The 19,930-nt window shown below is 71.8% G+C and carries 20 protein-coding genes; 9 read left to right on the top strand and 11 right to left on the bottom strand.

The window, feature by feature from the left end; translation table 11 throughout:
• Positions 1-92 precede the first annotated feature (92 nt).
• Both NAG42_RS16935 and NAG42_RS16930 read left to right on the top strand, forming a co-directional pair.
• A complete protein-coding gene (locus NAG42_RS16935) occupies positions 93-1,208 on the top strand; it encodes a flavin reductase (RefSeq protein ID WP_250031251.1) in 1,116 nt (371 codons plus the stop codon).
• Positions 1,209-1,286: 78 nt separating this feature from the next.
• A complete protein-coding gene (locus tag NAG42_RS16930; RefSeq protein ID WP_250031250.1) occupies positions 1,287-1,646 on the top strand; it encodes a VOC family protein in 360 nt (119 codons plus the stop codon).
• 6 nt (positions 1,647-1,652) lie between these two features.
• On the opposite strand, the gene NAG42_RS16925 is transcribed toward NAG42_RS16930, so the two are convergent.
• Positions 1,653-2,273, bottom strand: coding sequence for a lipoprotein (locus tag NAG42_RS16925; RefSeq protein ID WP_250031249.1), 621 nt, complete (start codon positions 2,271-2,273; stop codon positions 1,653-1,655).
• Positions 2,274-2,365: 92 nt separating this feature from the next.
• Here NAG42_RS16925 and NAG42_RS16920 point away from each other — a divergent pair, with 92 nt between their 5' ends.
• From NAG42_RS16920 to manD, 3 genes are all read left to right on the top strand, one after another.
• On the top strand, positions 2,366-2,851 hold the full coding sequence (locus NAG42_RS16920; protein WP_250031248.1) for a hypothetical protein: 486 nt from the start codon (positions 2,366-2,368) through the stop codon (positions 2,849-2,851).
• Positions 2,852-2,958: 107 nt separating this feature from the next.
• A complete protein-coding gene (locus tag NAG42_RS16915; RefSeq protein WP_250031247.1) occupies positions 2,959-4,392 on the top strand; it encodes a pentapeptide repeat-containing protein in 1,434 nt (477 codons plus the stop codon).
• 80 nt (positions 4,393-4,472) lie between these two features.
• The gene (gene manD / locus NAG42_RS16910; RefSeq protein ID WP_250031246.1) at positions 4,473-5,681 is read left to right on the top strand and encodes a D-mannonate dehydratase ManD; all 1,209 of its coding nucleotides are present in this window, start codon (positions 4,473-4,475) and stop codon (positions 5,679-5,681) included.
• Positions 5,682-5,752: 71 nt separating this feature from the next.
• On the opposite strand, the gene NAG42_RS44125 is transcribed toward manD, so the two are convergent.
• Positions 5,753-5,887: a hypothetical protein gene (locus tag NAG42_RS44125; RefSeq protein WP_284045419.1), complete on the bottom strand. Its 135-nt coding sequence runs from the start codon at positions 5,885-5,887 to the stop codon at positions 5,753-5,755.
• Positions 5,888-5,946: 59 nt separating this feature from the next.
• Entirely contained in the window at positions 5,947-6,267 is a 321-nt protein-coding gene (locus NAG42_RS16905; protein WP_250031245.1) for an STAS domain-containing protein, read from the bottom strand.
• 337 nt (positions 6,268-6,604) lie between these two features.
• Between NAG42_RS16905 and NAG42_RS16900 the strand changes: the two genes are divergently transcribed.
• Entirely contained in the window at positions 6,605-6,859 is a 255-nt protein-coding gene (locus NAG42_RS16900) for a hypothetical protein (RefSeq protein WP_250031244.1), read from the top strand.
• A 44-nt stretch (positions 6,860-6,903) separates the two neighbouring features.
• Here the strand turns inward: NAG42_RS16900 and NAG42_RS16895 are convergent, their stop codons facing one another.
• From NAG42_RS16895 to NAG42_RS16865, 7 genes are all read right to left on the bottom strand, one after another.
• A complete protein-coding gene (locus tag NAG42_RS16895) occupies positions 6,904-8,283 on the bottom strand; it encodes a DUF808 domain-containing protein (RefSeq protein ID WP_250031243.1) in 1,380 nt (459 codons plus the stop codon).
• Between the two features lie 554 nt (positions 8,284-8,837).
• Entirely contained in the window at positions 8,838-9,608 is a 771-nt protein-coding gene (locus tag NAG42_RS16890; RefSeq protein WP_250031242.1) for an ABC transporter ATP-binding protein, read from the bottom strand.
• On the bottom strand, positions 9,605-10,549 hold the full coding sequence (locus NAG42_RS16885) for an ABC transporter substrate-binding protein (RefSeq protein WP_250031241.1): 945 nt from the start codon (positions 10,547-10,549) through the stop codon (positions 9,605-9,607). The genes NAG42_RS16890 and NAG42_RS16885 overlap by 4 nt, the downstream gene beginning before the upstream one ends.
• The gene (locus tag NAG42_RS16880; RefSeq protein ID WP_250031240.1) at positions 10,546-11,604 is read right to left on the bottom strand and encodes a FecCD family ABC transporter permease; all 1,059 of its coding nucleotides are present in this window, start codon (positions 11,602-11,604) and stop codon (positions 10,546-10,548) included. The genes NAG42_RS16885 and NAG42_RS16880 overlap by 4 nt, the downstream gene beginning before the upstream one ends.
• Positions 11,605-11,674: 70 nt before the next feature.
• Entirely contained in the window at positions 11,675-14,323 is a 2,649-nt protein-coding gene (locus NAG42_RS16875) for a helix-turn-helix transcriptional regulator (RefSeq protein WP_250031239.1), read from the bottom strand.
• 63 nt (positions 14,324-14,386) lie between these two features.
• A complete protein-coding gene (locus NAG42_RS16870; RefSeq protein ID WP_250031238.1) occupies positions 14,387-15,115 on the bottom strand; it encodes an IS701 family transposase in 729 nt (242 codons plus the stop codon).
• Positions 15,116-15,150: 35 nt separating this feature from the next.
• Positions 15,151-16,602, bottom strand: a complete 1,452-nt coding sequence (locus NAG42_RS16865) for an AfsR/SARP family transcriptional regulator (RefSeq protein WP_250031237.1) — start codon at positions 16,600-16,602, stop codon at positions 15,151-15,153.
• 155 nt (positions 16,603-16,757) lie between these two features.
• Here NAG42_RS16865 and NAG42_RS16860 point away from each other — a divergent pair, with 155 nt between their 5' ends.
• From NAG42_RS16860 to NAG42_RS16850, 3 genes are all read left to right on the top strand, one after another.
• The gene (locus tag NAG42_RS16860; RefSeq protein ID WP_250031236.1) at positions 16,758-17,486 is read left to right on the top strand and encodes a tetratricopeptide repeat protein; all 729 of its coding nucleotides are present in this window, start codon (positions 16,758-16,760) and stop codon (positions 17,484-17,486) included.
• A 61-nt stretch (positions 17,487-17,547) separates the two neighbouring features.
• Complete coding sequence (locus tag NAG42_RS16855; protein WP_250031235.1) at positions 17,548-18,336, top strand: alpha/beta hydrolase; 789 nt, start codon at positions 17,548-17,550, stop codon at positions 18,334-18,336.
• The gene (locus tag NAG42_RS16850; RefSeq protein WP_250031234.1) at positions 18,333-19,154 is read left to right on the top strand and encodes an alpha/beta fold hydrolase; all 822 of its coding nucleotides are present in this window, start codon (positions 18,333-18,335) and stop codon (positions 19,152-19,154) included. Before NAG42_RS16855 ends, NAG42_RS16850 begins: the two co-directional genes overlap by 4 nt.
• A gap of 62 nt (positions 19,155-19,216) precedes the next feature.
• On the opposite strand, the gene NAG42_RS16845 is transcribed toward NAG42_RS16850, so the two are convergent.
• Positions 19,217-19,912, bottom strand: a complete 696-nt coding sequence (locus tag NAG42_RS16845; protein WP_250031233.1) for a hypothetical protein — start codon at positions 19,910-19,912, stop codon at positions 19,217-19,219.
• Positions 19,913-19,930 lie beyond the last annotated feature (18 nt).

The raw sequence follows: 19,930 nt of genomic DNA, 5'->3' as shown, positions 1-19,930 counted from the left end.
CGCCGGAGCACTGACGTGAGCCGTCACCAACCGCCGCGACAGTGACGGGCCCGGCCACTCCGCCCCGCACCGCCCCGTTGTTCGATGGCGGCATGGACGCAGCACACTTCCGGCATGTGGCCGGTCACCTCGCCAGCGGGGTCACCGTCATCACGACCGACACGGGAGACCACCGGCACGGCATGACCGCCAGCTCGGTCACCTCGTTGTCGGCCGACCCGCCGATGATGCTGGCCTGCATCAACAACAAGGTCCCGACGGCGGCCGCGGTGGCGGCCTCCGGGCGGTACGCGGTCAACGTGCTCGGCGACGGCCAGGGCGAGCTGGCCCGCCAGTTCGCCACCGCGGCCGACGACAAGTTCCGCGGCGTGGCCGTCCACGACGGGACGCTCGGCCTGCCGCTGCTCAGCGACGCGCTGGCCCACCTCGAATGCGAGGTGGTCGAGCAGGTCACCGGGGGCACCCACACCATCTTCCTGGGCCGCGTGGTCACCGCGACCGCCGGCAACGGCCAGCCCCTGACCTACTTCCGCGGCGGCTTCGGCCGTTTCGCCTTCGCCAAGGACGACGAGGTCTACGGCCGCGCCCGCGAACTGGTCCTGAGCCGCGCCTACGCCGCCGACCAGGCGCTGCCGCTGGAGGACCTGGCTGATCGGCTCGGTGTCGATCAGGCGGCCGCCTTCTACGCGCTGACCCGGCTCTCCTCGGACGGCCTGGTGCGCCGCGACGCCGGCCGCGGGTATGTGGTCGCACCGCTGGACGTGCGCACCTCCGACGAGACGTTCGACGCCCGGCTCGCGGTCGAGCTGGGAGTCCTGTCGCTGTCGCTCGACCGGGTCACCGACGACGAGGTGGACGAGTTGCGCCGCCGCTTCGACGCCATGGCCGCGCTGCTGGTCGGCGAACGCTTCGTCGACTTCCACGGCTACCTGGACGCCAACTACGCCATGCACGAGTATCTGGTCTCGCTGGCCCGGAACCCGTTGCTCACCTCGACGTTCGGCCGCCTCGGGATCAAGAACGTGATGACCCGCTCGTTCGGCGTGACCCCCGAGACGTCGCAGAAGTTCGTCGAGGCCCAGCGCCACCTGGTCGACGGCGTGGCCGGGCGTGACCCCGAGGCCGCCCGCCGCGGCGCCGTCGAATACTGCGAGCTGGCCAAACAACGGGTCCGCGAGATCCTGGTCGCCACCGGGGGCAGTCTCTGACCATCGGTTCGTCCGGCTCCGATGAGTTTCCGGCGGTCGCTCGGTCCACTCGGTGAGACCCGACTGCCAGGAGGACCCATGACTTCGATCCAGCCCATCGTCGGCACGCCCGACCTGCCCCGGCTGCGCGCCTTCTACGAGACGGTGCTCGGTGCGACGCAGACCCTGCGCGTGCCCGAGGACGGCCCCGAGTTCTATGTCGAGCTGCGGATCGGCGCGACCACGCTCGGACTCGTGCAGGAGGAGAAGACCCAGATCGGCGCACCGGTGCGGATCATCCTCAGCGCCGACGTCGAGGACGTCGACGCGCTGCTCCCCACGGTCGAGTCGGCCGGTGGCACCGTGCCGGGGCCGGCCAACGACATGCCGTGGGGCCAGCGGGTCGCGCACGTCCTCGACCCCGACGGCAACATGCTCAACCTGACGAAGTGGAATTAGCCAGGATCAGCTCACGACCGTGAGCGTGCTCTTGGCCAATTCGTAGGCGGGGAGCATGTCCTCGTGCTCGCCGCTGTCGAAGCTGTCCAGGGAGACGGCGACCAGCTCCTGTCCGGTCTGGACCACGAACGCGCGCTCCTGGTCGATCTCGTCGTCGAGCTGGTTCTTCTGCTGGTAGACGACTTCGAGACCGGGGCGGCCGCCGATCTGCAGCTCGGTGAAGGCCGGCTTCAGCGCTCTCTTGCCGATGAAGGCGGTCAGCGTCGCGCGCGGCTCACCCGTCGACCCGGTGTAGACCCGGAGGAAGCCGATCGAGCCGGCCGGTTTGGCGTCGACCTCGCAGGCCATCGTCAGCGGGCCGCGGCGGGCCAGTTCGGCGAAGGGGTCGTCGTCCGCCATCTTCTCCACCGCCTTGGGCTTCCACGACTCGGCGATGCCGAAGGTCACGGGAAGCTCGCAGGCGCTGCCCGCGGCCCCGATCCGGGCGGCCTCCGGCACGGCGGGGGACTGGGCGGGCTGGGACGGGGCGGGGGCGGCCGGTGACTCGGTCCCGTCGCTGTTCTGGCAGGCACTGAGGGCGAACGCGGCAGCGAGAACAAGGGCGGAAGCGGTGGCTGGAGGTCTCACGAGGTCGAGAGTGTACGGCTCGTCGCGGGCTCGCGTGACCCCGTACCATCGAATTTGATCTTGCTTGACTGCTTTGATTACTGTCTCCGCCCGTGACCCGTATGAGACTTGCTCCCGCCGTCCTGATCGGCGCTTTCCTGATGACGACCCTGGCCGCCTGCGGTGGTGACGACGCCCCGACCGCGGCGTCCGCCACGACGACGGCCCCCGCCGCGACAACCGCCGCGGCCGAGCCGGCCGGTGCCGCGGCGCCGGGCGACAAGGCCCTCTGCGAGTCGGCCAACAAGGCCGACAAGGCCATGAAGGCCGAGCTCATCAAGGCCCTGCAGGAGTCCAAGGGCGAGATGCCCAACGCCGAGATGAGCAAGGTGCTCGGCGGCCTGGCCGACCAGCTGAGCACGGCCGCCGCGGGCAGCGACAGCCCGGTCGGCACGGCCATCAAGGACTTCGCCGCCCTGGCCACCAAGGCGGCCAAGGCGGCCGACCCGGTGACCGCGGCCGACGACCCCGCGTTGGAGAAGTCCGGCAAGGACCTCACCGCCGCCTGCAAGGCCGCGGGCGTGAAGGTCAACTACTGATCTGCCCCTGGAAAGGCCGTCGTCGACCTCCACATCGACGGCGGCTCAGCGGCGTGTGCGTGCCGCCCCGGTCGGCGACCTGCGAACCGGGGTGAAAGCATCGTCGGGTGTCCATCGAAGACTTGAGCGAGACCGAGCAGGCAGTGCGCAAGGCGTTCCGCACCGGCAGGCGGCTGGATCTCACCAGGGCGACCGACCGGGTCGTCCGAGCCGGTGTGCTGCGCTTCCTGCTGCTAGGCGGCTTTCCGGCGGAAGGCGGGCAACTTCCGGCCCTGCGGCTCACCGGGGCCCACGTCACCGGACAGATTCAGCTGGCCTACGCCGAGGTTCAGGCAGTGATCAGCCTGCGTGATTGCCGGTTCGACCAGCGCATCGACCTCTACGGCGCGCATCTGCAGGTGGTCACCCTCCACGGATGCTCTTTTCCAGGGATCCTCGCCTCGAACGCGACCTTTGCCGGCAGCCTGCGCCTGGTCAACTGCCGCTGCGCCGGAAATCTCCAGCTGGCCGGCTCAACCATCGCCAACGCGCTGTTTCTCGACGAGACAACGCTCACTCCGCCGGCTGATGAGAACGCGGGGCCGGCCTTCGACGGCACCCGGCTTCGGGTCGGTGCGGACGTCGTCGCGCTGTCAGGGTTTCGATGCGTGGGAGAATTCCGGCTGACCAATGCCGAGATCAGTGGCTCGCTGCGGTGGTCCGGAGCGACCCTGGAGCACCCGGACGGAGTCGCGCTGTCCGCCGCCGACCTGCGGGTGGGGGCGATTGCGAATCTCTGCGACGGCTTCGTGGCCGACGGATCCGTAGCCTTGCCGTACGCCCAGATCACCAGCCGTCTGTGCTTCGAGAACGCCGTCCTTCGTGGCTCCGGGGAGATGTCGGTGGACCTGCGACATGTGCAAAGTCGTGAGCTCGTACTGCTGCCGGCCGTGGCGCCGCCGGGCGCGGTCGACCTCAGGCACGCGCGCGTGGGGCTGTTGCGGGACAGCCCGTCGACCTGGGCTCGTGAGCTTCGGTTGGACGGTCTGACCTACGAGGCTCTGAGCGACGGCGGCGATCGGCTCGACTGGCTGCGGCGGGACTCCGGGGAGTTTCGGCCGCAGACCTACTCGCAGCTCGCGGCGGCCTATCGTGGCGCGGGCCGCGACGACGACGCACGGGAGGTGCAGTTGGCCGGCGAGCGTCACCGGCGCCGCACGCTGAGGCGGCCGGGCCGGATCTGGGGGCTCATCCAGGACTACACGGTGGGATACGGCTACCGGCCGACGCGGGCCGTCGTCTGGCTCGCCGCGCTGCTGGCGTTGGGCACGATCGTCTTCTCGGCTTATCCACCCCGCGCCGCTGAGGCGCCGAAGGCGCCCGAGTTCATCGCGTTCGCCTATGCCGCCGACCTGATCCTGCCCGTCGTCGACCTCGGGCAGCAGTCCGCCTACCTGGCTCGGGGTGCCACCGCGTGGCTCGCCTACTTCCTCATCCTCGCGGGACTGCTCTTCGCCACCACGATCACCGCGGCCGCGGCCCGGCGTCTGCGGCGGGTCTGAGCCCCGGTCCGGACGACAACGCGGCTAGCTTGTACACCAGCGAACGCACACCAGTTCTACCGCCGATGTGGAGTGATCCGATGGCGACGATCGATCGCGTCGAGGTTCTGGTGACGTCGCCGGGGCGGAACTTTGTGACGTTGCGGATCAGCACCTCGGACGGTGTCACCGGGCTGGGCGACGCGACCCTCAACGGGCGTGAGCTCGCCGTCGCCGCCTACCTCGAGGAGCACCTGGCGCCGTTGCTGATCGGGCGCGACCCGGCTCGCATCGAGGACACCTGGCAATACCTCTACAAAGGGGCCTACTGGCGGCGCGGGCCGGTCACCATGACGGCCATCGCCGCGGTCGACGTCGCGCTCTGGGACATCAAGGGCAAGGTTGCCGGGCTGCCGGTCTACCAGTTGCTCGGCGGGCGCTCGCGCGACGGGGTGCTCGTCTATTGCCACGCCAGCGGCCGTGATGTCGAGTCGTTGCTGGACGACGTGGCGGCGTACCGGGAACGGGGTTTCCAGGCGATCCGGGCGCAGGCCGCGGTGCCGGGGCTGAGTGGCAGCTACGGGGTGCGCAAGGGCGCTTTCTACGAGCCGGCCGCCACCTCGTTGCCCGACGAGCAGGCGTGGAGCACCGAGGCTTACCTCGACTTCGCCCCGGGCTACCTGGCCAAGGTGCGCGAGAGGTTCGGCTTCGGGATGCACCTGCTGCACGACGTGCACCACCGGCTCACGCCGATCGAGGCCGCCCGCTTCGGCAGGAGCGTCGAGGAACTGCGTCTGTTCTGGATGGAGGATCCGACCCCGGCCGAGAATCAGGAGGCGTTCCGGCTGATCCGGCAGCACACCACCACCCCGATCGCCACCGGTGAGGTGCTCAACTCGATCTGGGACGTGCGGCGGCTCATCACCGAGCAGCTGATCGATTACGTCCGGACGACTGTCGTGCACGCCGGGGGCATCACGCACCTGCGCCGGATCTTCGACCTGGCCGCGCTCTACCACGTGCGCACCGGTTCGCACGGCGCCACCGACCTCTCGCCGGTGACGACCGCCGCCGCGGTGGCCGTCGACATCTCGGTGCCGAACTTCGGGATCCAGGAGCACATGGGTCACACCCCCGAGACGTACGAGGTCTTCCGCGGCACACCCCGGCTGGAGAACGGCATGCTGTACCCGTCGGACGAGCCCGGCCTCGGCATCGAGTACGACGACGAGGCGGCCGCCCGTTTCCCGTACGAGCCGAGGTATCTGCCCATCGCGCGCCGGCTCGACGGCTCCATGCACGACTGGTGAGGGGATTGCCGCACCGTGACGTCGTCCCGCGCGACCGGGCCGGGGATGACCGCCGGCCCGGCCGCGGCTGACTAGACGTCGGTGCCGCTGGCCGAGTCGGCCTCGTCGTGCTCGGGGAGGGGCTGGTCCTCGTTGGGCGCCTCGGTGTCGGCCGGCGCTTCCCCGGTCTCCTCGACGGGTTCGCGCTCGAGGTTCTGGTCGCTCATGGTGCCTCCCTGTCCGTGGTGTGCTGCCACCAGGGATTACCCGATGATCGCCCGAGCATTCACGCGGTGGCGTCCGCGACCAGCAGGCCGTCGAGGTTGGCGATCTGCAGCACCATGCGCACCATGGCGGTGGGTTGGCGCAGCATCAGGGTGGCGCCCTTGCCCGCGGCCATGCGCTGCGCCGCGACCAGCACGCCGAGGCCGCTGGAGTCGAGGAACGTCACAGCCTGCATATCCACGTCGATGAACGCGGCGTTCTGACTGTCGACGATGCCGCGCAGCACTTTCCGCAGCACGTCGACCGTCTCGAGGCTGATGTCGCCGTCGGGGATCACGGTCACGCGGTCGCCGTCACGCTCGATGCGGTATTCCAAAGACATCGCTACCTCAGGGATCTCGGGACCGGAACTGGGCCCCGATACCCTACAAGGTCCCGGCCAAACGTCCCTTTCGCCACGGCTCAACCGAAGGTGTATTTCCCGCCGTCACCGGGCGCGCGCAGCCCGGCGGGCAGCAATCGGCACGGCATTCAGCGCCATGGCGGCCGGGGCCTCAGGCTGCAGCACCGGGGCGCAAGGGTGTCGGGACATCCTGAACACGGTGAACTCGTCGCCGAGATCGCGGGTCGGTGTGAGGCGCTGATCACCGTGGGTGTCGCTTCGGGCGGGCGGCTCGACCAGGTCACCGCGCGAGCTGTCCCGGTGTCATGATGCGTCCGTGCCCATCAAGACAGAGGTCTATCGACGAGACACGCCTCAGGGTCCCGACACGGTCACGGTGATGGCCTCCATCGACGACGACGGAGCCGAGATCCGGGTCGTTCGTGAGCGTGGCGGACGCGTCATCGCCGACACGATCCCGCACTGGGGGGACGACCCGGCGGCGGGTCACCGCTGGATCGAAGAGTTCCGCGGCGCTTGCCTGGGCGACGGTTTCCAGCTCGTCGAGGAGGGCGGCCGCCCGCAGCAGTGACCGTACCGGACCGCCGGGCCCGAGGGCTCGGCGGTCCTTGCTCGTCAGCGCGGCTCGGAGCCCGGCTCGGCGTCGGCCACGGGCCGGTCGGCAGCGGCCGGTTCGGTGCCGCTCAGGGGCGCCGAGTGTGCCGTAGACCCGGCGTCGGTCGCCGCTGCGGGGCCTGTCGCCGGCTCGGCGTCGCCGACGGAGTTGGTTGCCGCCGGCTGAGCACCCGCCGGCTGAGCACCCGCCGGCTGAGCACCCGCCGGCTGAGCACCCGCCGGCTGAGCACCCGTGGGCTGAGCGCTGGTCGGCTGAGCGCTGGTCGGCTGAGCGCTGGTCGGCTGAGCGCTGGTCGGGTGAGCGCTGGCCGGGTGAGCGCTGGCCGGCTTGGCACCGTTCGCCGGGGCGGTGTCGGCGGCAGGCCTGTTGCCGGCCGGGCCGGCGGGCGCGTGATCGGTGGCCGCCGCGTGGTCGGCGGTGGCTGCGTGGTCGGCGGCGGGGGAGTGGTCGGCGCCGGGCTTGCGGCGGTGCAGGGTCTGGGTGATCACTACGACCACCAGGGCACCCACGATCAGGCCCAGGATGGCGCTGGCGATCGTGTTGACCAGCCAGCCGATCAGTCCGCCGAGCGCGCCGGTGGCGTCGTGTGCCGCCTCCTCCAGGTGGTGCACCTGCTCGTACAGGAAATGCCAGCCCAGCTCGTCGGTGCCGACCAGCAGGATGTGCCCGCCGACCCAGAGCATGGCGGCGGTGCCGATCACGGTCAGCACCGTCAGCACCTTGGGCATCGCCTTGACCAGGCCGCGGCCGAAGGCGGCGACCGCGCCCCCGGAGACCTGCGACAACTTGAGGCCGGCGTCGTCCATCTTCACGATCAGGCCCACCGCGCCGTACACGACGACCGTCATGATCAGGGCGACCACGGCCAGGATGGCCAGGCGTGACCAGAACGGCTCGTCGATCACCTCGTTCAGCGTGATGACCATGATCTCGGCCGACAGGATCAGGTCGGTGCGCACCGCCCCGGAGACCAGGGTCTTCTCATCCGGCGCCTTGTCGTCGCCCGCACCATGGGCGTCGTGGTGCGCGATCTTGGCCCAGACCTTTTCGGCGCCCTCGTAGCAGAGGTAGGCGCCGCCGAGCATCAGGATCGGCGTGAGCAGCCAGGGCACGAACTGGCTGAGCAGCAGGATGGCAGGCAGGATGATCAGGAACTTGTTGCGGAGCGACCCCAGCGCGATGCGCTTGATGATCGGGATCTCCCGTTCGGCCGCCAGATTGCGTACGTACTGTGGCGTGACCGCGGCGTCGTCGATGACAACGCCGGCGGCCTTGGCACCGGCCTTCGCCGCGGCCGCCCCGATGTCGTCGACCGACGCGGCGGCGGCGCGAGCCAGTACCGCCACGTCATCCAGCAGGGCTACGAGTCCACCGGCCAAGACAGGTCCTTCCTCAGTTGGTCATCGTCGTGCGGGCTCATTCTCGCCCAGAGCGCATCGCTGCGCTCACTTCAAGATCGTTACCGTGCCGGGGTCACCCTTCTCGGGTGGCCTTCGAGCCATTATCTCGACAAACGTCTAGATGCACCGACCCGGGAGGTCGTCGACGCGGCTGACGGGCGAAATGGGGCGGGCTCGGCATGGGTGGTCAGCAGCAGCGGCCACCGGTAAGGCGTGCGTTCGAGAGGCTTCGCCTTCGGTCCGACATCTGGATCAGCCGGTGCCCAATGGTCGCGCGTGACCGTGGTGAGTTCACGCTCCCAGCCAGCACCCGAGCTCGGCCGGTGCTACGGCCATGACGCCGGCGCTGCGAGGCCGAACAGGCGCCGCGTCGGAGGGCACCGGCTCACCTGCGCCGCCTGACCGCTTCCGGTGCCCGACGTCGAGCACGCCGGACCCGACTCGCCACCACACCGCGGTGTCGTCGGCCAGCCGATCCGGCCTCCGCTGGTAGGCGGCGTAGCCGGGCGCGCGCAGCCTCCAGGAGGCGCTGATCAGGTCGTGGCCTCCTGGCGTGGGTGGAACAGCAGATGCAGGAAGCCGTCGACCTCCAGGCGCTTGATGCCGATGCCGTAGACCGGCTCGAGCAGCAGGGGGTCAAGCACCTCGCCGACCGGCCCGGCCGCGACCACGCCGCCGTCGCCGAGCAGCACCAGGTCGTCGCAGTAGCGGGCGGCCAGGTTGAGGTCGTGCAGCACCACCACCGAGCAGGTGCCGAGCCCGCGGACCAGGCCCAGAACCTCGTGCTGGTACCGGATGTCCAGGTGGTTGGTCGGCTCGTCGAGCAGCAGATGGGTCGCCTGCTGGGCCAGCGCCCGGGCGATCAGCACCCGCTGCCGCTCACCGCCCGACAACCCGCTGAACGGGCGCGGCCCGAGGTGGGCGGCGCCGACGCGGGCCAGGCAGTGGGCGGCGATCTCGTGGTCGGCCGAACCGAGGCGTTGAAAGGCCGACAGGTGTGGCCCGCGTCCGAGCAGCACCATCTCGGCCACCGTCAACGCGGTCTCCCCGCCGTTCTCCTGTACCACCACGGCCATCCGCAACGCGGCCTCGCGCGGGGACAACGAAGGCAGCGGCCGGCCGTCCACAGTGACCTGACCGGATGGGCTGCGCAGCGCGCCGTGGAGCAGTCGCAGCAGCGTGGTCTTGCCGGAGCCGTTGGGCCCGATCAGCCCGAGCACGCGGCCCGGCAGCGCGGTCACGCCGACGCCGTCGATCACCGGGTGGGCTCCGTAGCGCCAGGACACCCCGGAGGCCTGGATCATGCCGGGAACCGGGCGACGATCCGTTCGAGACCGTCGACCGACAGCGGCGACGGCGGCTCGGTGAAGTTGAACAGCTGGGTCATCACGTTCCCGGAGCGGACGGCGTTGAGCTTCTCCGCGCCGGGCAGGCCGGTCACCGCCTTCTCGACCGCCCGGGGATCCCCGTCGCCGTGCAGCAGGATCAGCACGTCGGGGTTGCGCCCGAGCAGTTCCTCGAGCGTCACCTCGAAGACCCGCTCCTTGCTCCCGGCGAAGACGTTCTCGAACCCGGCCGCCTCCAGCTGAGGCTGGGCCATGCCGGCCGACCCGTAGGCGTACGTGACTCCGCCGCCGACCGTCGGGTAGAGCACGGCCGCCGTACGCCCGCTCCGCGGAGACTTGATCTCGGCCAGGCGATCCTTCAGTGCGGTGACCGCGGCGGTCGCTTCGCGGGGCCGGTCAAAGACTTTCCCGTACGTCGTGAGCTGCGCGAAGATGTCGTCGAAGCGCGCGCTCGTGACGTTCCCCGGGCACATCGCGGGCTCCTCCAGCAGCGGGATGTCCACCGCCGAGAGGGTGTCGCGGGACAGGTTGTCGACCTCGCCCAGCACCAGATCGGGCTGCTGGCTGATCACCACCTCCTTCGAGATCCGCAGGTGGCCACTGGTGTCGGTCTTGTCGGTCAGCAGCGGGATCGTCTCGAGCGCGGCCAGCGTGGCGTCGTCGTAGTACTCCTGCGGATACTGCCCGGCGCGCGCGGTCACCCGGTCCAGCACACCGAGGTCCCGCAGGTACGGGACGGCGGCGCTCTTGAGCAGCACGACGCGTTCCGGTGCCTGGTCGAAGGTGACGTCGACACCGCAGTTGCGCACCGTGATCGGGGCGCCGGCGCCGGTGGCCCGGGTGGCCCCGCAGCCGGCGGTCAGGAGCAGGGCGGCGGACAAGGCGGCGATCTTCTTCACGCGGTGCCTCCGTGCAGTCGGCGGATCAGGAGCAACAGGAACGGGGCGCCCAGCAGCGCGGTGATGATGCCGATCGGGATCTCCTGCGGGGCGAGCAGCACCCGGGCGATCACGTCCGCCGCGACCAGCAGGATCGCCCCGAGCAGGGCGGCGACCGGGACGACCCGGACGTGCGGCGCGCCGACCAGGCGGCGGGCCAGGTGCGGGACGACCAGGCCGACGAAGCCGATGCTGCCGGCCGCCGAGACCAGCACCCCGACGCCCAGCGAGACCACCACGAGCAGGCGCAGGCGGAACCGGTCGGGCGCTATGCCCAGTGTGTGCGCGGTCTCGTCACCCACGGCCAGGGCGTCGAGCCGGCGACCGGCGACGGTCAGGAAGAGCGTGGTGCCGCCGACCACGACCGCGGCCACGGCCAGCAACGCGTCCCAGCGGGCCAGTCCCAGCGAGCCGAGCAGCCAGAACATGACAGACCGGGCACCCTCGGCCGAGCCCGAGGCGAAGATCAGGAAGCTGGTGGTGGCGTAGAGCGCGTAACCGACGGCGACACCGGCCAGCAGCAGGCGGATCGAGGTGATCCGGCCGCCGCCGCGGGCGATCAGGAAGACCAGCAGCGACGCGGCCAGCGCACCGAGGAAGGCGCTGGCCGACAGGGCGTACTGCCCGAAGCCGGCCCCGACTCCGAACAGGATGGCTGCGGCGGCACCGCTGGAGGCGCCGGAGTTGATGCCCAGCAGGTAGGGGTCGGCGAGGACGTTGCGCACCATCGCCTGCAGCGCGACGCCACACACGGCCAGGCCTGCGCCGACCAGCATGCCGAGCAGGACGCGGGGGAGCCGGACCGACCAGACGATCGCCTCGTGCGGCGGTGCCCAGGTCACCTCGCCCAGGCCGGACAGCTGGTGGGCGATGATCCGGGCCACGGTGGCCGGAGGGATCGCGATCGCCCCCGTGCCGACCGCGAACACTCCCGTGCCGAGCAGGCCGGCGGTCAGCGCGACCAGCCAGAGGGCGGTGCGGCGGCGTTGCGCACCGATCCCGAGGATGTCGACCACGGCCCTGCCTTTGCTATTGCCAATAACTGGCAACAACCTAACAGTGGTATCGATCAAGCGAAAGGCGGGCTCACGGGATGATCCGGGCCAGCTCGGCCCGGGACCGGACGTTGACCTTCGGATAGATGCGGTAAAGGTGGGTGCTGACCGTGCGCGGGGAGAGGAACAGGCGCTCGCCGATCTCGCGGTTGCTCAGACCCTCCGCGGCCAGCCGGGCGATCTGCTGCTCCTGCGGGGTCAGCGCGTCCAGGGCGTCCGTCGGGCGGCGCCGGGTCTCGCCGGTGGCGCGCAGCTCGGCCCGGGCCCGGTCGGCCCACGGGGTGGCGCCGACCGAGTCGAAAGTGGTCGCGGCCTCGCGCAACAGGGGCCGGCTCTCGGTGATCCGGAAAGCCCGGCGCAGCGCCGAGCCATAGGTGAGCTGAAGGCGGGCCCGGTCGAACGGCCAGCCGGTCAGGTCGTCGGCCAGAGCCTTCTCGTAGTCGCCGCTGAGCACGGCCCGGGCGAAGCCGAGGCCCACGCGCAGGGCCGGTGACTGGCTTCGCTCGGCGACCGGCTCGAGCCCGGCGACGATCGGGCGCAGCTCGTCCAGGAACCCGCCCAGCACGGCGGCCTCGGCCAGGTGGCCGAGCAGGTGCAGCTGCTGGTGCGGGAAGCAGGCGGCGTCGGCCGGATCGAAGACCCGCATCAGCTGGCGGAACGCGTCGTCGGCATGCCCCTCGGCCAGCGACGCGAGGCCCCGCGCGCGCTGCACGAGCGAGAGCATGGGGAACCGTCGCGCGGTGGACAGCACCTGCTCCGCCTGGTCGGCCCGGCGGCGGGCCGAGGCCACGTCCCCGCGCAGTGCCTCGGCCTGCGCCGTGATCAGGCCACCGCCCAGGGCCCAGGTCGGCTGCCCGATCTCCGTGGCGAGCGCGATGCACTCGGCGGCCAGCGGCAGGGCGGCCCGGGCATCACCGAGCGAGGCGTGCGCCGCGGCCGCCGCGTTGAGCGACACCGACAACGTGCCGATCCGGCCCTGGCGGCGCAGCTCGGCGGTGCTGGACAGACCGAGGGTGGCGGCGATCTCGAACGCGCCCACGGCCCAGGCGGCCAGAGTCAGGTCGGTGCGCCAGGTCGGGGGAAGGTCGGTCCGGAGCACGAACCGTTGCAGCTGCTCCAGCACCACCGCGCCGTGCTCGATCGGCGCGATCTGCCCGAGGATCCCGGTCAGGCGGGGATCGTCGTCGTCCAGGCCGAGCGCGAAGGCGACCTCGACGAACCGGCTGCGGACGGGCGCCGGAGCGCTGCTGTAATAGACGCTCAGCGCGATGTCGCACATGGCCTGGACGGCGATCTCGGTGTCACCGCCGAGCCGCATGGTCTCGATCATGTCGGCGTAGGCGAGCAGCCGGGCCGGCCCGACCGCCGGGCTCGGGAAGTAGTGCTCCCGCATGTAGACCACCCGCACCCGGTCGACCGGCCGCAACGGGCGCTCGTCGATCTCGGTGAGGATGCGGCGGGCGGTGTGCGAGTCGCCCTGCTCGTGCGCGGCGTGCACGGCCCAGATCTGTCTCCGCGCCCGCTCGGCGGGATCCGCACTGAGCTGCACCGCCCGGCTCAGCAGGGCCAGCGCGGAGGCGGCGGCCTCGTGCCCGATGGCCTCGATGGCGATGGTGGTCAGTTCCCGGGCCATCTGCTCGTCCGGTCCGGGCACGGCCGAGGCCCGGTGCCAGAGCCGGCGTTCGGGGCTGCCGGACAGCACCTCGGCCAGTGCGGCGTGGGCCCGGCGGCGATCCCCGGGCGGGGCCTGCTGGCGCAGGGCCGACCGCAGCAGCGGGTGCCGGAACCGCAGGTCGTACAGCTCGTCGACGCTCACCAGCCGGGCCGTCACGGCGGGCTGGATCGCCTCGGTGAGCACCTCGGCCCCGGTCACGATCGCGGCCGCGGCCCGGATCTCGTCCAGGTGGCTGCCGTCGTTGAGCGCCGCGATCAGCAACAGGGTCCGGGCCGGCGGCGGCAACTCGGCGACCAGCCCGGCGAAGGTCTGCTCGACCCGGGTGCTCAGCGGCAGCGACGACGGCAGCAGGGCGGACGAGCCGGACCGGGCCACCGCGGTGCCCAGTTCGACCAGGCCGAGCGGGTTGCCGGCCGCCTCCTCGAGCACCCGGGCCCGCAGCGGGGAGATCAGGCCGGGCGCCGCCGAGTCGAGCAGGGCGCCGGCCTCCGCGTCGGAAAGTGGTTCGAGGCGAAGCTCGGGCAGTCCGGCCGCGGCCAGCCGCCGGTCGATGTCCTCGCCCTCGCGGACGGCCATCAGGACGGCGATCCGGTCCGACTCGACCCGCCGGCTGAGGAAGGTCAGGGTCAGCCAGGTCTCGGCGTCCAGCCAGTGCGCGTCCTCGATCGCGAGCAGGACCGGCTCGCCGGACTCACCCAGAAGCCGCAAAACCTCGACCGCGAGACGATACGGAGACTCGGCGTCGGCAGCCGGGGCCGGGCGCACCGGGCGCAGCAGGTGGTCGAGACCCGCGTACGGGATCTGGCCCTCGGCCTGCACGCCGGTGACACTCAGCACGCGCAGGCCCCGCTCCCGCCCGGCCCGGATCGCGTGCTCGAGCAGCACCGTCTTGCCGATGCCGGCCTCGCCGCGCAGCACGAGAGCCGCACCGCGCCCGTCGGCCGCGTCGCCGAGCAGCGCCTCGAGGACGCTGATCGGCCCGTCCCGGCCGACGATCTCTGTCATGCCTTAATACTGCAACGGCACTTAGGTCGATCTCCCAGGCGAAATGCATTTTCTCGGACCCGATCAAAGGTCGGAGACCACGACCGCGGCCAGTGCGGCCATCGACAGGGTGGTGTGGGCGTGCCACGCCCGCCAGTCGCGGACCTGATAGCTGTCGAGACCGGCCCGTTCCCGGGCCTGCCGGAAGCACCGCTCGAGACCGAAGGGCTCATTCGTGTGCACCCGGGCCGGTCCGGCTCCGTCCGCGAGCGCCCGTTCGATCATCTGCTCGGCGAGCCGATCCGGCCGGGCGTACGCGATGTCGTCGGGAATGCCCGCGGCCCGGCACCGGACCCGGTCGTCGGTCCAGGAGCGCGGCAGGTGGAGCCGGCGGTCGATGAGCGCCTCCCCGCGGCTGGAGCGGTAGGCCAGGAACACGCCGAGCTGGCAGTTCTCCACGTGCCCGGCGGTGCCGACCGGCTGGCGGGCGACCCCGGCCGACCGCGTGCCCCTCTTCGGGAAGGCCAGTCCGGCCACGATCAGCACCGCGTCCGGGGCCCGCAGGTGGTCGAGCACGTAATCACGGACGTCGTCGCGGACCGCCTCGACGTCCCAGTCGGCCGAGCGCAGCAACCGCTGCATGCCGTCCGGGGAGGCGTCGCCGCCCTGGCGGGCCAGCGTCCAGCCGTTCTTGCGCCGCGGACCCTCGGTCAGCCCGGCGAGATAGTGCCGGACGCGCCGCCGCGGCTCCGACCGGGTGAACCGGCCGGCCAGCCGGGCGTGCAGCCGGTCGAGCTCCGCCGTGGGAGTCATCCGGGCAGCGTAAGTGTCCATTGTTGACGGACACTTCATCCCGCGGCGGTCATGCCTGCCACTTCGGGTCGTGCGGTGAGCCGGGCCGCGAGCAGTGCCAGAGCCACCGGCCGGCGGCCGCAGGGCTCGCCCGGCAGCGCGGGCCGTCGTCGCTCGACGGGCTCCCGCGCGTGCTGGCCGGGCCGGTCGAGGCGCACCAGGTGCGCGCCGTCCCGGGCGGCCAGGGGCAGCAGCGGCCGCCGGCTGGTGAGCAGCACGAGACCGCGGGCGGAGCTGGGCAGCAACGGGCGGACCTGCGCGGCGTCGCACACGTTGTCCAGCAGCACCAGCATCCGCCGGCCGGCGGTCAGGCTGCGGTACGCCCCCACCCGCGCGTCGAACGTGTCGGGCATGTCCGGTGGGCGGACACCCAGGCCGAGCAGCATCGATCGGAGCGACTCGTCCACGCCGGCCCGGTGGTCACCCCGCAGATCGAGATAGAGCTGACCGTCGGAGAACCCCGCGGCGACCAGGTGGGCAAAGCGCACAGCGAGCGTCGACTTGCCCGTGCCGGCCGCGCCGTCGACCGCCACCACCAGCGGACCGGCCCGCCCCGGATCGCGCAGCCGGTCGGCCAGCCGGTGCAGCGCGGCCAGCTCACCCTCGCGCCCGGCGAACAGCGGCCGGTCCGGCGGCAACTGCGCCGGATGGATCGGCCCGGGTGCCCACTCGGCCGGCGGCAACACGGTCTGGGTCAGCACCCGCCGGTAGGCCTCCCGCAGGCCCGGCCCGGGGTCGATGCCGAGCTCGTCGGCCAGCCGGGCGGCGACCGAGCGGTAGGTGGCCACCGCCTCGGCCTGATGACCGGCTGCGGCGAGGGCGGACACCAGGCCGGCCTGCACGTCCTCGTTCAGCGGGTCGCGCTCGGCGGCTTGCCGCAGCGGCGTCAGCAGCAGCGCCGGCCGGCGCAGCCGGATCGCCACCGCGGCGGCCGCGACGAGGGCGTCGGAGAGCTCGTTGTCCAGACCGGCGAAGACGGCCCGGGCCGGGGTCGCGCCGGTGACCCCGTCGCCGGCCGGCCCGTGGCCGAGCCGCAGAGCCTCGGTGTAGCGGTCGAGCGCCGGACCCGCCTCGTCGCGGGCGGCATGCGCCCGCGCCTCGGCCACGAGCCCGCGGAAGGCGATGAGGTCGAGGTTCTCCGGTCCGGCCCGGAAGCGGTAACCGTTGCCCAGCCGGGCCACGTAGGTCCCGGCCACCCGGGGCGGCAGGCCGGGCTCGAAGACGCGGCGCAGCGCCCCGACGTACTTGTGGATGACGTTGACGGCGCTCGGCGGCGCCTGATGACCCCAGATCAGGTCGATCAGCTCGCTCATGCCGACCGGCTGCCCGCCGCGGGCGGCCAGCAGCGCCAGCACCGCGCGCTGCTGATGTGGCCCCGGATCCACCTCGGTGTCCCCCCGCCACAGCCGCAACGGGCCGAGGACCTGCAGATATATCGCTTCCCCCACGACAACCACCCCCGGGATCGACGGTAGTCAGCAGGGATGGTGCTCTGACTACGTCGGATGACGTAATGACGCCGGCTGAACCGATGAAGTACTCGTCAACTGGGCCTGGCTACGGTGCCTGCCAACCACCGGACGCTCGAGACGATGGAGGGATCATGAATTTCAGTGACCGGGTGCGGTCGGCCTTCCGGCGCGGCGAGACCGACACCGTGGTGTCCCTGAGCGAGGCCGAGACAGCGCGGGCCCGGGCCGCGGGGGACGCGGCGGGCGAGGTCGAGGCCCGTTACAGCCTGGCCCGGGTGGCGATCCGCGGCGGCGACCTGGCCGAGGGCGAGGCCCGCGCGCGCAAGGCGCTGGAGGTGGCCGAGCTCTCCGGCGACCGGCGCCTGGAGGAGCGGCCGCGGCACGTGCTGGCCGCCGTCGCGCGGATGTCCGGCGACCTGGAGCGGGCGCGCGACCTCTATCGCGCGAGCATCGCGCTCAACGAGGAGCTCGGGCAGTCCCGGCAGGTCAATGCGGAGTATCACAACCTGGCGTTCGTCGAGCTGAAGCTGGGCCGGGTCGACGAGGCGCGCCGGCTGTTCGCCCAGGGGCGCGAGCGGGTGTTCGGCCACGGCTGGAACGACTTCGTGCCGTACGTGTGCCTGGCCGCCGCCGCCCTCGCCTCGGCCGGGAACGACCCGGCCCGGGCGGCCCGCCTGGTCGGCGTCACCGATGCCGCCTTCGCCGAACTGGGCCAGGTACCGGATCCGGACGACGCCGCCGACCTGGCCGCCGTCCGCTCGGCCGCCCTGGAGGCGCTCGGGCCGCCCGCCTTCGCCGCCGAGTACGCCGCCGGCCGGCTCCTCGACCCGCGAGCCGCGTTCTCGCCCCTCGACCGCTGATCAAGTCGTCGTCAAGTGGCGGCGAATACGGTCGGCCTCCTCCGCGAGAACGAGGTCACCCATGAACCCGGTCGTCTTCCTCCACGGTCTGTGGATCCATTCCGACTCCTGGCAGCCCTGGCGCGAGCTGTTCGCCGGGCGTGGTCACGAGACGTTCGCGCCGGGCTGGCCGGGTGACCGGGAAACCGTCGCGGCCACCCGCGCCGACCCGACCGGCCTGAACGGCGTCGGCGTCGAGGACATCACCGACGCGTACGCCAAGGTCCTGGCGGCCATGGATCGGCCGCCGATCCTCATCGGGCACTCCTTCGGCGGCCTGATCGTCCAGAAGCTGCTCAGCCGGGGGCTGGGCGCGGCCGGGGTGGCGATCTCGCCGGCTCCGGTCAAGGGCGTCCGGGCGGTGCCGTTCAGCCTGCTGCGGTCGGCGTTCCCGGTGTTGTCACGGCCCGGCAACAAGCACCGGACGGTCGCCCTGACCGAGAAACAGTTCGCCTACTCCTTCGGCAACACGCTGACCGCGGACGAGTCGGCCGAGCTCCATCGGCGGGTGACCATCCCGGGCCCGGGCCGTCCGCTCTTCGAGGTGTCGACGGCCGCCTTCACCCGCGACGCGGCCTCGACGGTCGACACCGCCCGCGCCGACCGGGGCCCGCTGCTGATGATCGCCAACGGCCGGGACCACACCGTCCCCGAGGTCGTGGTCCGCGGTGCGCACCGCCTCTATGCCGGCTCACGGGCCCGCACCGACCTCGTCACCTTCCCCGACCGCGGCCACAGCGCGCCGCTCGACCACGGCTGGCGCGAGCTGGCCGACACGACGCTTTCCTGGATCGGTGCGCACACGGCATGAACTTCGTCTTTCGGGGCACCAGGCAGGCCTACCACGTGGCCGGCCGGGGCCCGGTGATGGTCGCCCACTCCGGCGGGCCCGGCGTCGAGTACTCCTACCTGCGCTCCGAGCGCCTCGAGGAGCATTTCACGATGGTCTATCTCGAGCCCATCGGGACCGGGGACTCCGGGCCGCTGCCGCCCGATGCGACCTATGTGGACACGTACGTCGATTTCCTGCACGCCACCGTCGAGCAGCTGGGCGTGCCGCGGGTGCACGTGCTGGGCCATTCGCACGGCGGCTTCGTGGCCCAGCGCTTCGCGATCCGATACCCGGACCGTACGGCGGGACTGGCCCTCTACAGCACCTCGCCGACCACGGACGCGACTTTCTGGGCGGCCGAGCAGGCCGCTGCCGAGGCGTACGGGCAACGGCACGCCGGCCTCCCCGAGGTGGCCGGGGTGGTGGCGGCGCTCAGCGGTTTCGAGGCGGTGCGGACCGCCGAGGAGAAGTCGGCCGTGCTCCGGGCCGCGCTGCCCATCTATTTCGCCGACTTCTGGGGCCGGCGCGCCGAATTCGAGCCCCTGCGACGCGACATTCGTTCCTGGGTCACGGATTTCGGCTCCACAACCATCGACTACCGCCCGGACCTGCCGCGGATCGCCGCCCCCACGGTCGTCGTGACCGGCCGGCACGACTTCATCTGCGGGCCGGTCTGGGCCGGGATGCTGCACGAGGGCATCGCCGGTGCGCAGCTGGCGATCCTCGAGAACAGTGGCCACTTCGCGCAGATCGAGGAGCCGGACGCCTTCGTCGAGGCGGTGACCCGGCTCCTCTGACGCGGGCGGCTCAAGCTGTGTGCAACCGGCCCGAATGGCCGGCTGGTCGAGCCATCGGTTGATTACGTGCCGGGGATACGCACCGTCAGCGGCATCACGACAACACTGGTGAACCGTCCATCGCCGTCCTGCACGGTCAGCACCAGGTATCCGGGGAACGGGTTCGCGTCCCTCGTGAAGTTGGCGTTCGCCTGCCAGTCCTCGTCCGCGTCGATCCTCTCCGACCAGTTGGTCAACTCCTGGGAGTTGCGGGCGTCCAGCAGACGTACCCGCGCCGTGCCACCGGTATCGGTCCGGAAGTTGACCGACAGCGGCGGGTTGACCGCACCGTTCGGCTCGGGGTTGCGCACGGTGGTGCGCGGTGACTGCATGGCCTGCACGCCCCACGTCTGGCCGCCGGCGTCCCAGCGCAGGCTGACCGTGCCGAGCACGCTCCCGTTCCGGGTCGTCACCTCGACCAACCGCGCTTCATCCCCGCTGTCCCGCTCGACCGAGAAGGTCAGGTCGGACGTGGGGACGCCGAGTTCGCTGAGGAACTGCTCGGCAGCCGGTCCCGGATCATCGGTCGCCGGTCCCGATGCGGTCTTCCCACCCACCAGCGCCTGCGGCCAGATGATCGGATAGTCGGCGCTGGCGGTCAGCTGCGGCGCGGCCGCGGGTATGTCGCTTGCCGAGCGACGGTTCACCGTCACTGCGGCGACCGCCAGGAGGATCACTCCCAGGGCCGCAGCGGCCGCTACCAGGAAACGCTTCCGCATGGGCTGGGGCAGCTTGCC

Source organism: Paractinoplanes maris (genome assembly GCF_023544465.1).
GTDB classification, from domain to species: Bacteria; Actinomycetota; Actinomycetes; order Mycobacteriales; family Micromonosporaceae; genus Actinoplanes; species Actinoplanes maris.
This window is presented reverse-complemented; position numbering and strand designations above follow the sequence as displayed.

What these genes read in the sequence shown, in the direction of transcription:
- NAG42_RS16905 (WP_250031245.1), bottom strand. Translation starts at nt 6,267, where the DNA reads ATGTCTTTGGAATACCGCATCGAGCGTGACGGCGACCGCGTGACCGTG.
- NAG42_RS44125 (WP_284045419.1), bottom strand. Translation starts at nt 5,887, where the DNA reads ATGAGCGACCAGAACCTCGAGCGCGAACCCGTCGAGGAGACCGGGGAA.
- manD (WP_250031246.1), top strand. Translation starts at nt 4,473, where the DNA reads ATGGCGACGATCGATCGCGTCGAGGTTCTGGTGACGTCGCCGGGGCGG.
- NAG42_RS16890 (WP_250031242.1), bottom strand. Translation starts at nt 9,608, where the DNA reads ATGATCCAGGCCTCCGGGGTGTCCTGGCGCTACGGAGCCCACCCGGTG.
- NAG42_RS16860 (WP_250031236.1), top strand. Translation starts at nt 16,758, where the DNA reads ATGAATTTCAGTGACCGGGTGCGGTCGGCCTTCCGGCGCGGCGAGACC.
- NAG42_RS16850 (WP_250031234.1), top strand. Translation starts at nt 18,333, where the DNA reads ATGAACTTCGTCTTTCGGGGCACCAGGCAGGCCTACCACGTGGCCGGC.
- NAG42_RS16845 (WP_250031233.1), bottom strand. Translation starts at nt 19,912, where the DNA reads ATGCGGAAGCGTTTCCTGGTAGCGGCCGCTGCGGCCCTGGGAGTGATC.
- NAG42_RS16930 (WP_250031250.1), top strand. Translation starts at nt 1,287, where the DNA reads ATGACTTCGATCCAGCCCATCGTCGGCACGCCCGACCTGCCCCGGCTG.
- NAG42_RS16875 (WP_250031239.1), bottom strand. Translation starts at nt 14,323, where the DNA reads ATGACAGAGATCGTCGGCCGGGACGGGCCGATCAGCGTCCTCGAGGCG.
- NAG42_RS16855 (WP_250031235.1), top strand. Translation starts at nt 17,548, where the DNA reads ATGAACCCGGTCGTCTTCCTCCACGGTCTGTGGATCCATTCCGACTCC.
- NAG42_RS16870 (WP_250031238.1), bottom strand. Translation starts at nt 15,115, where the DNA reads ATGACTCCCACGGCGGAGCTCGACCGGCTGCACGCCCGGCTGGCCGGC.
- NAG42_RS16935 (WP_250031251.1), top strand. Translation starts at nt 93, where the DNA reads ATGGACGCAGCACACTTCCGGCATGTGGCCGGTCACCTCGCCAGCGGG.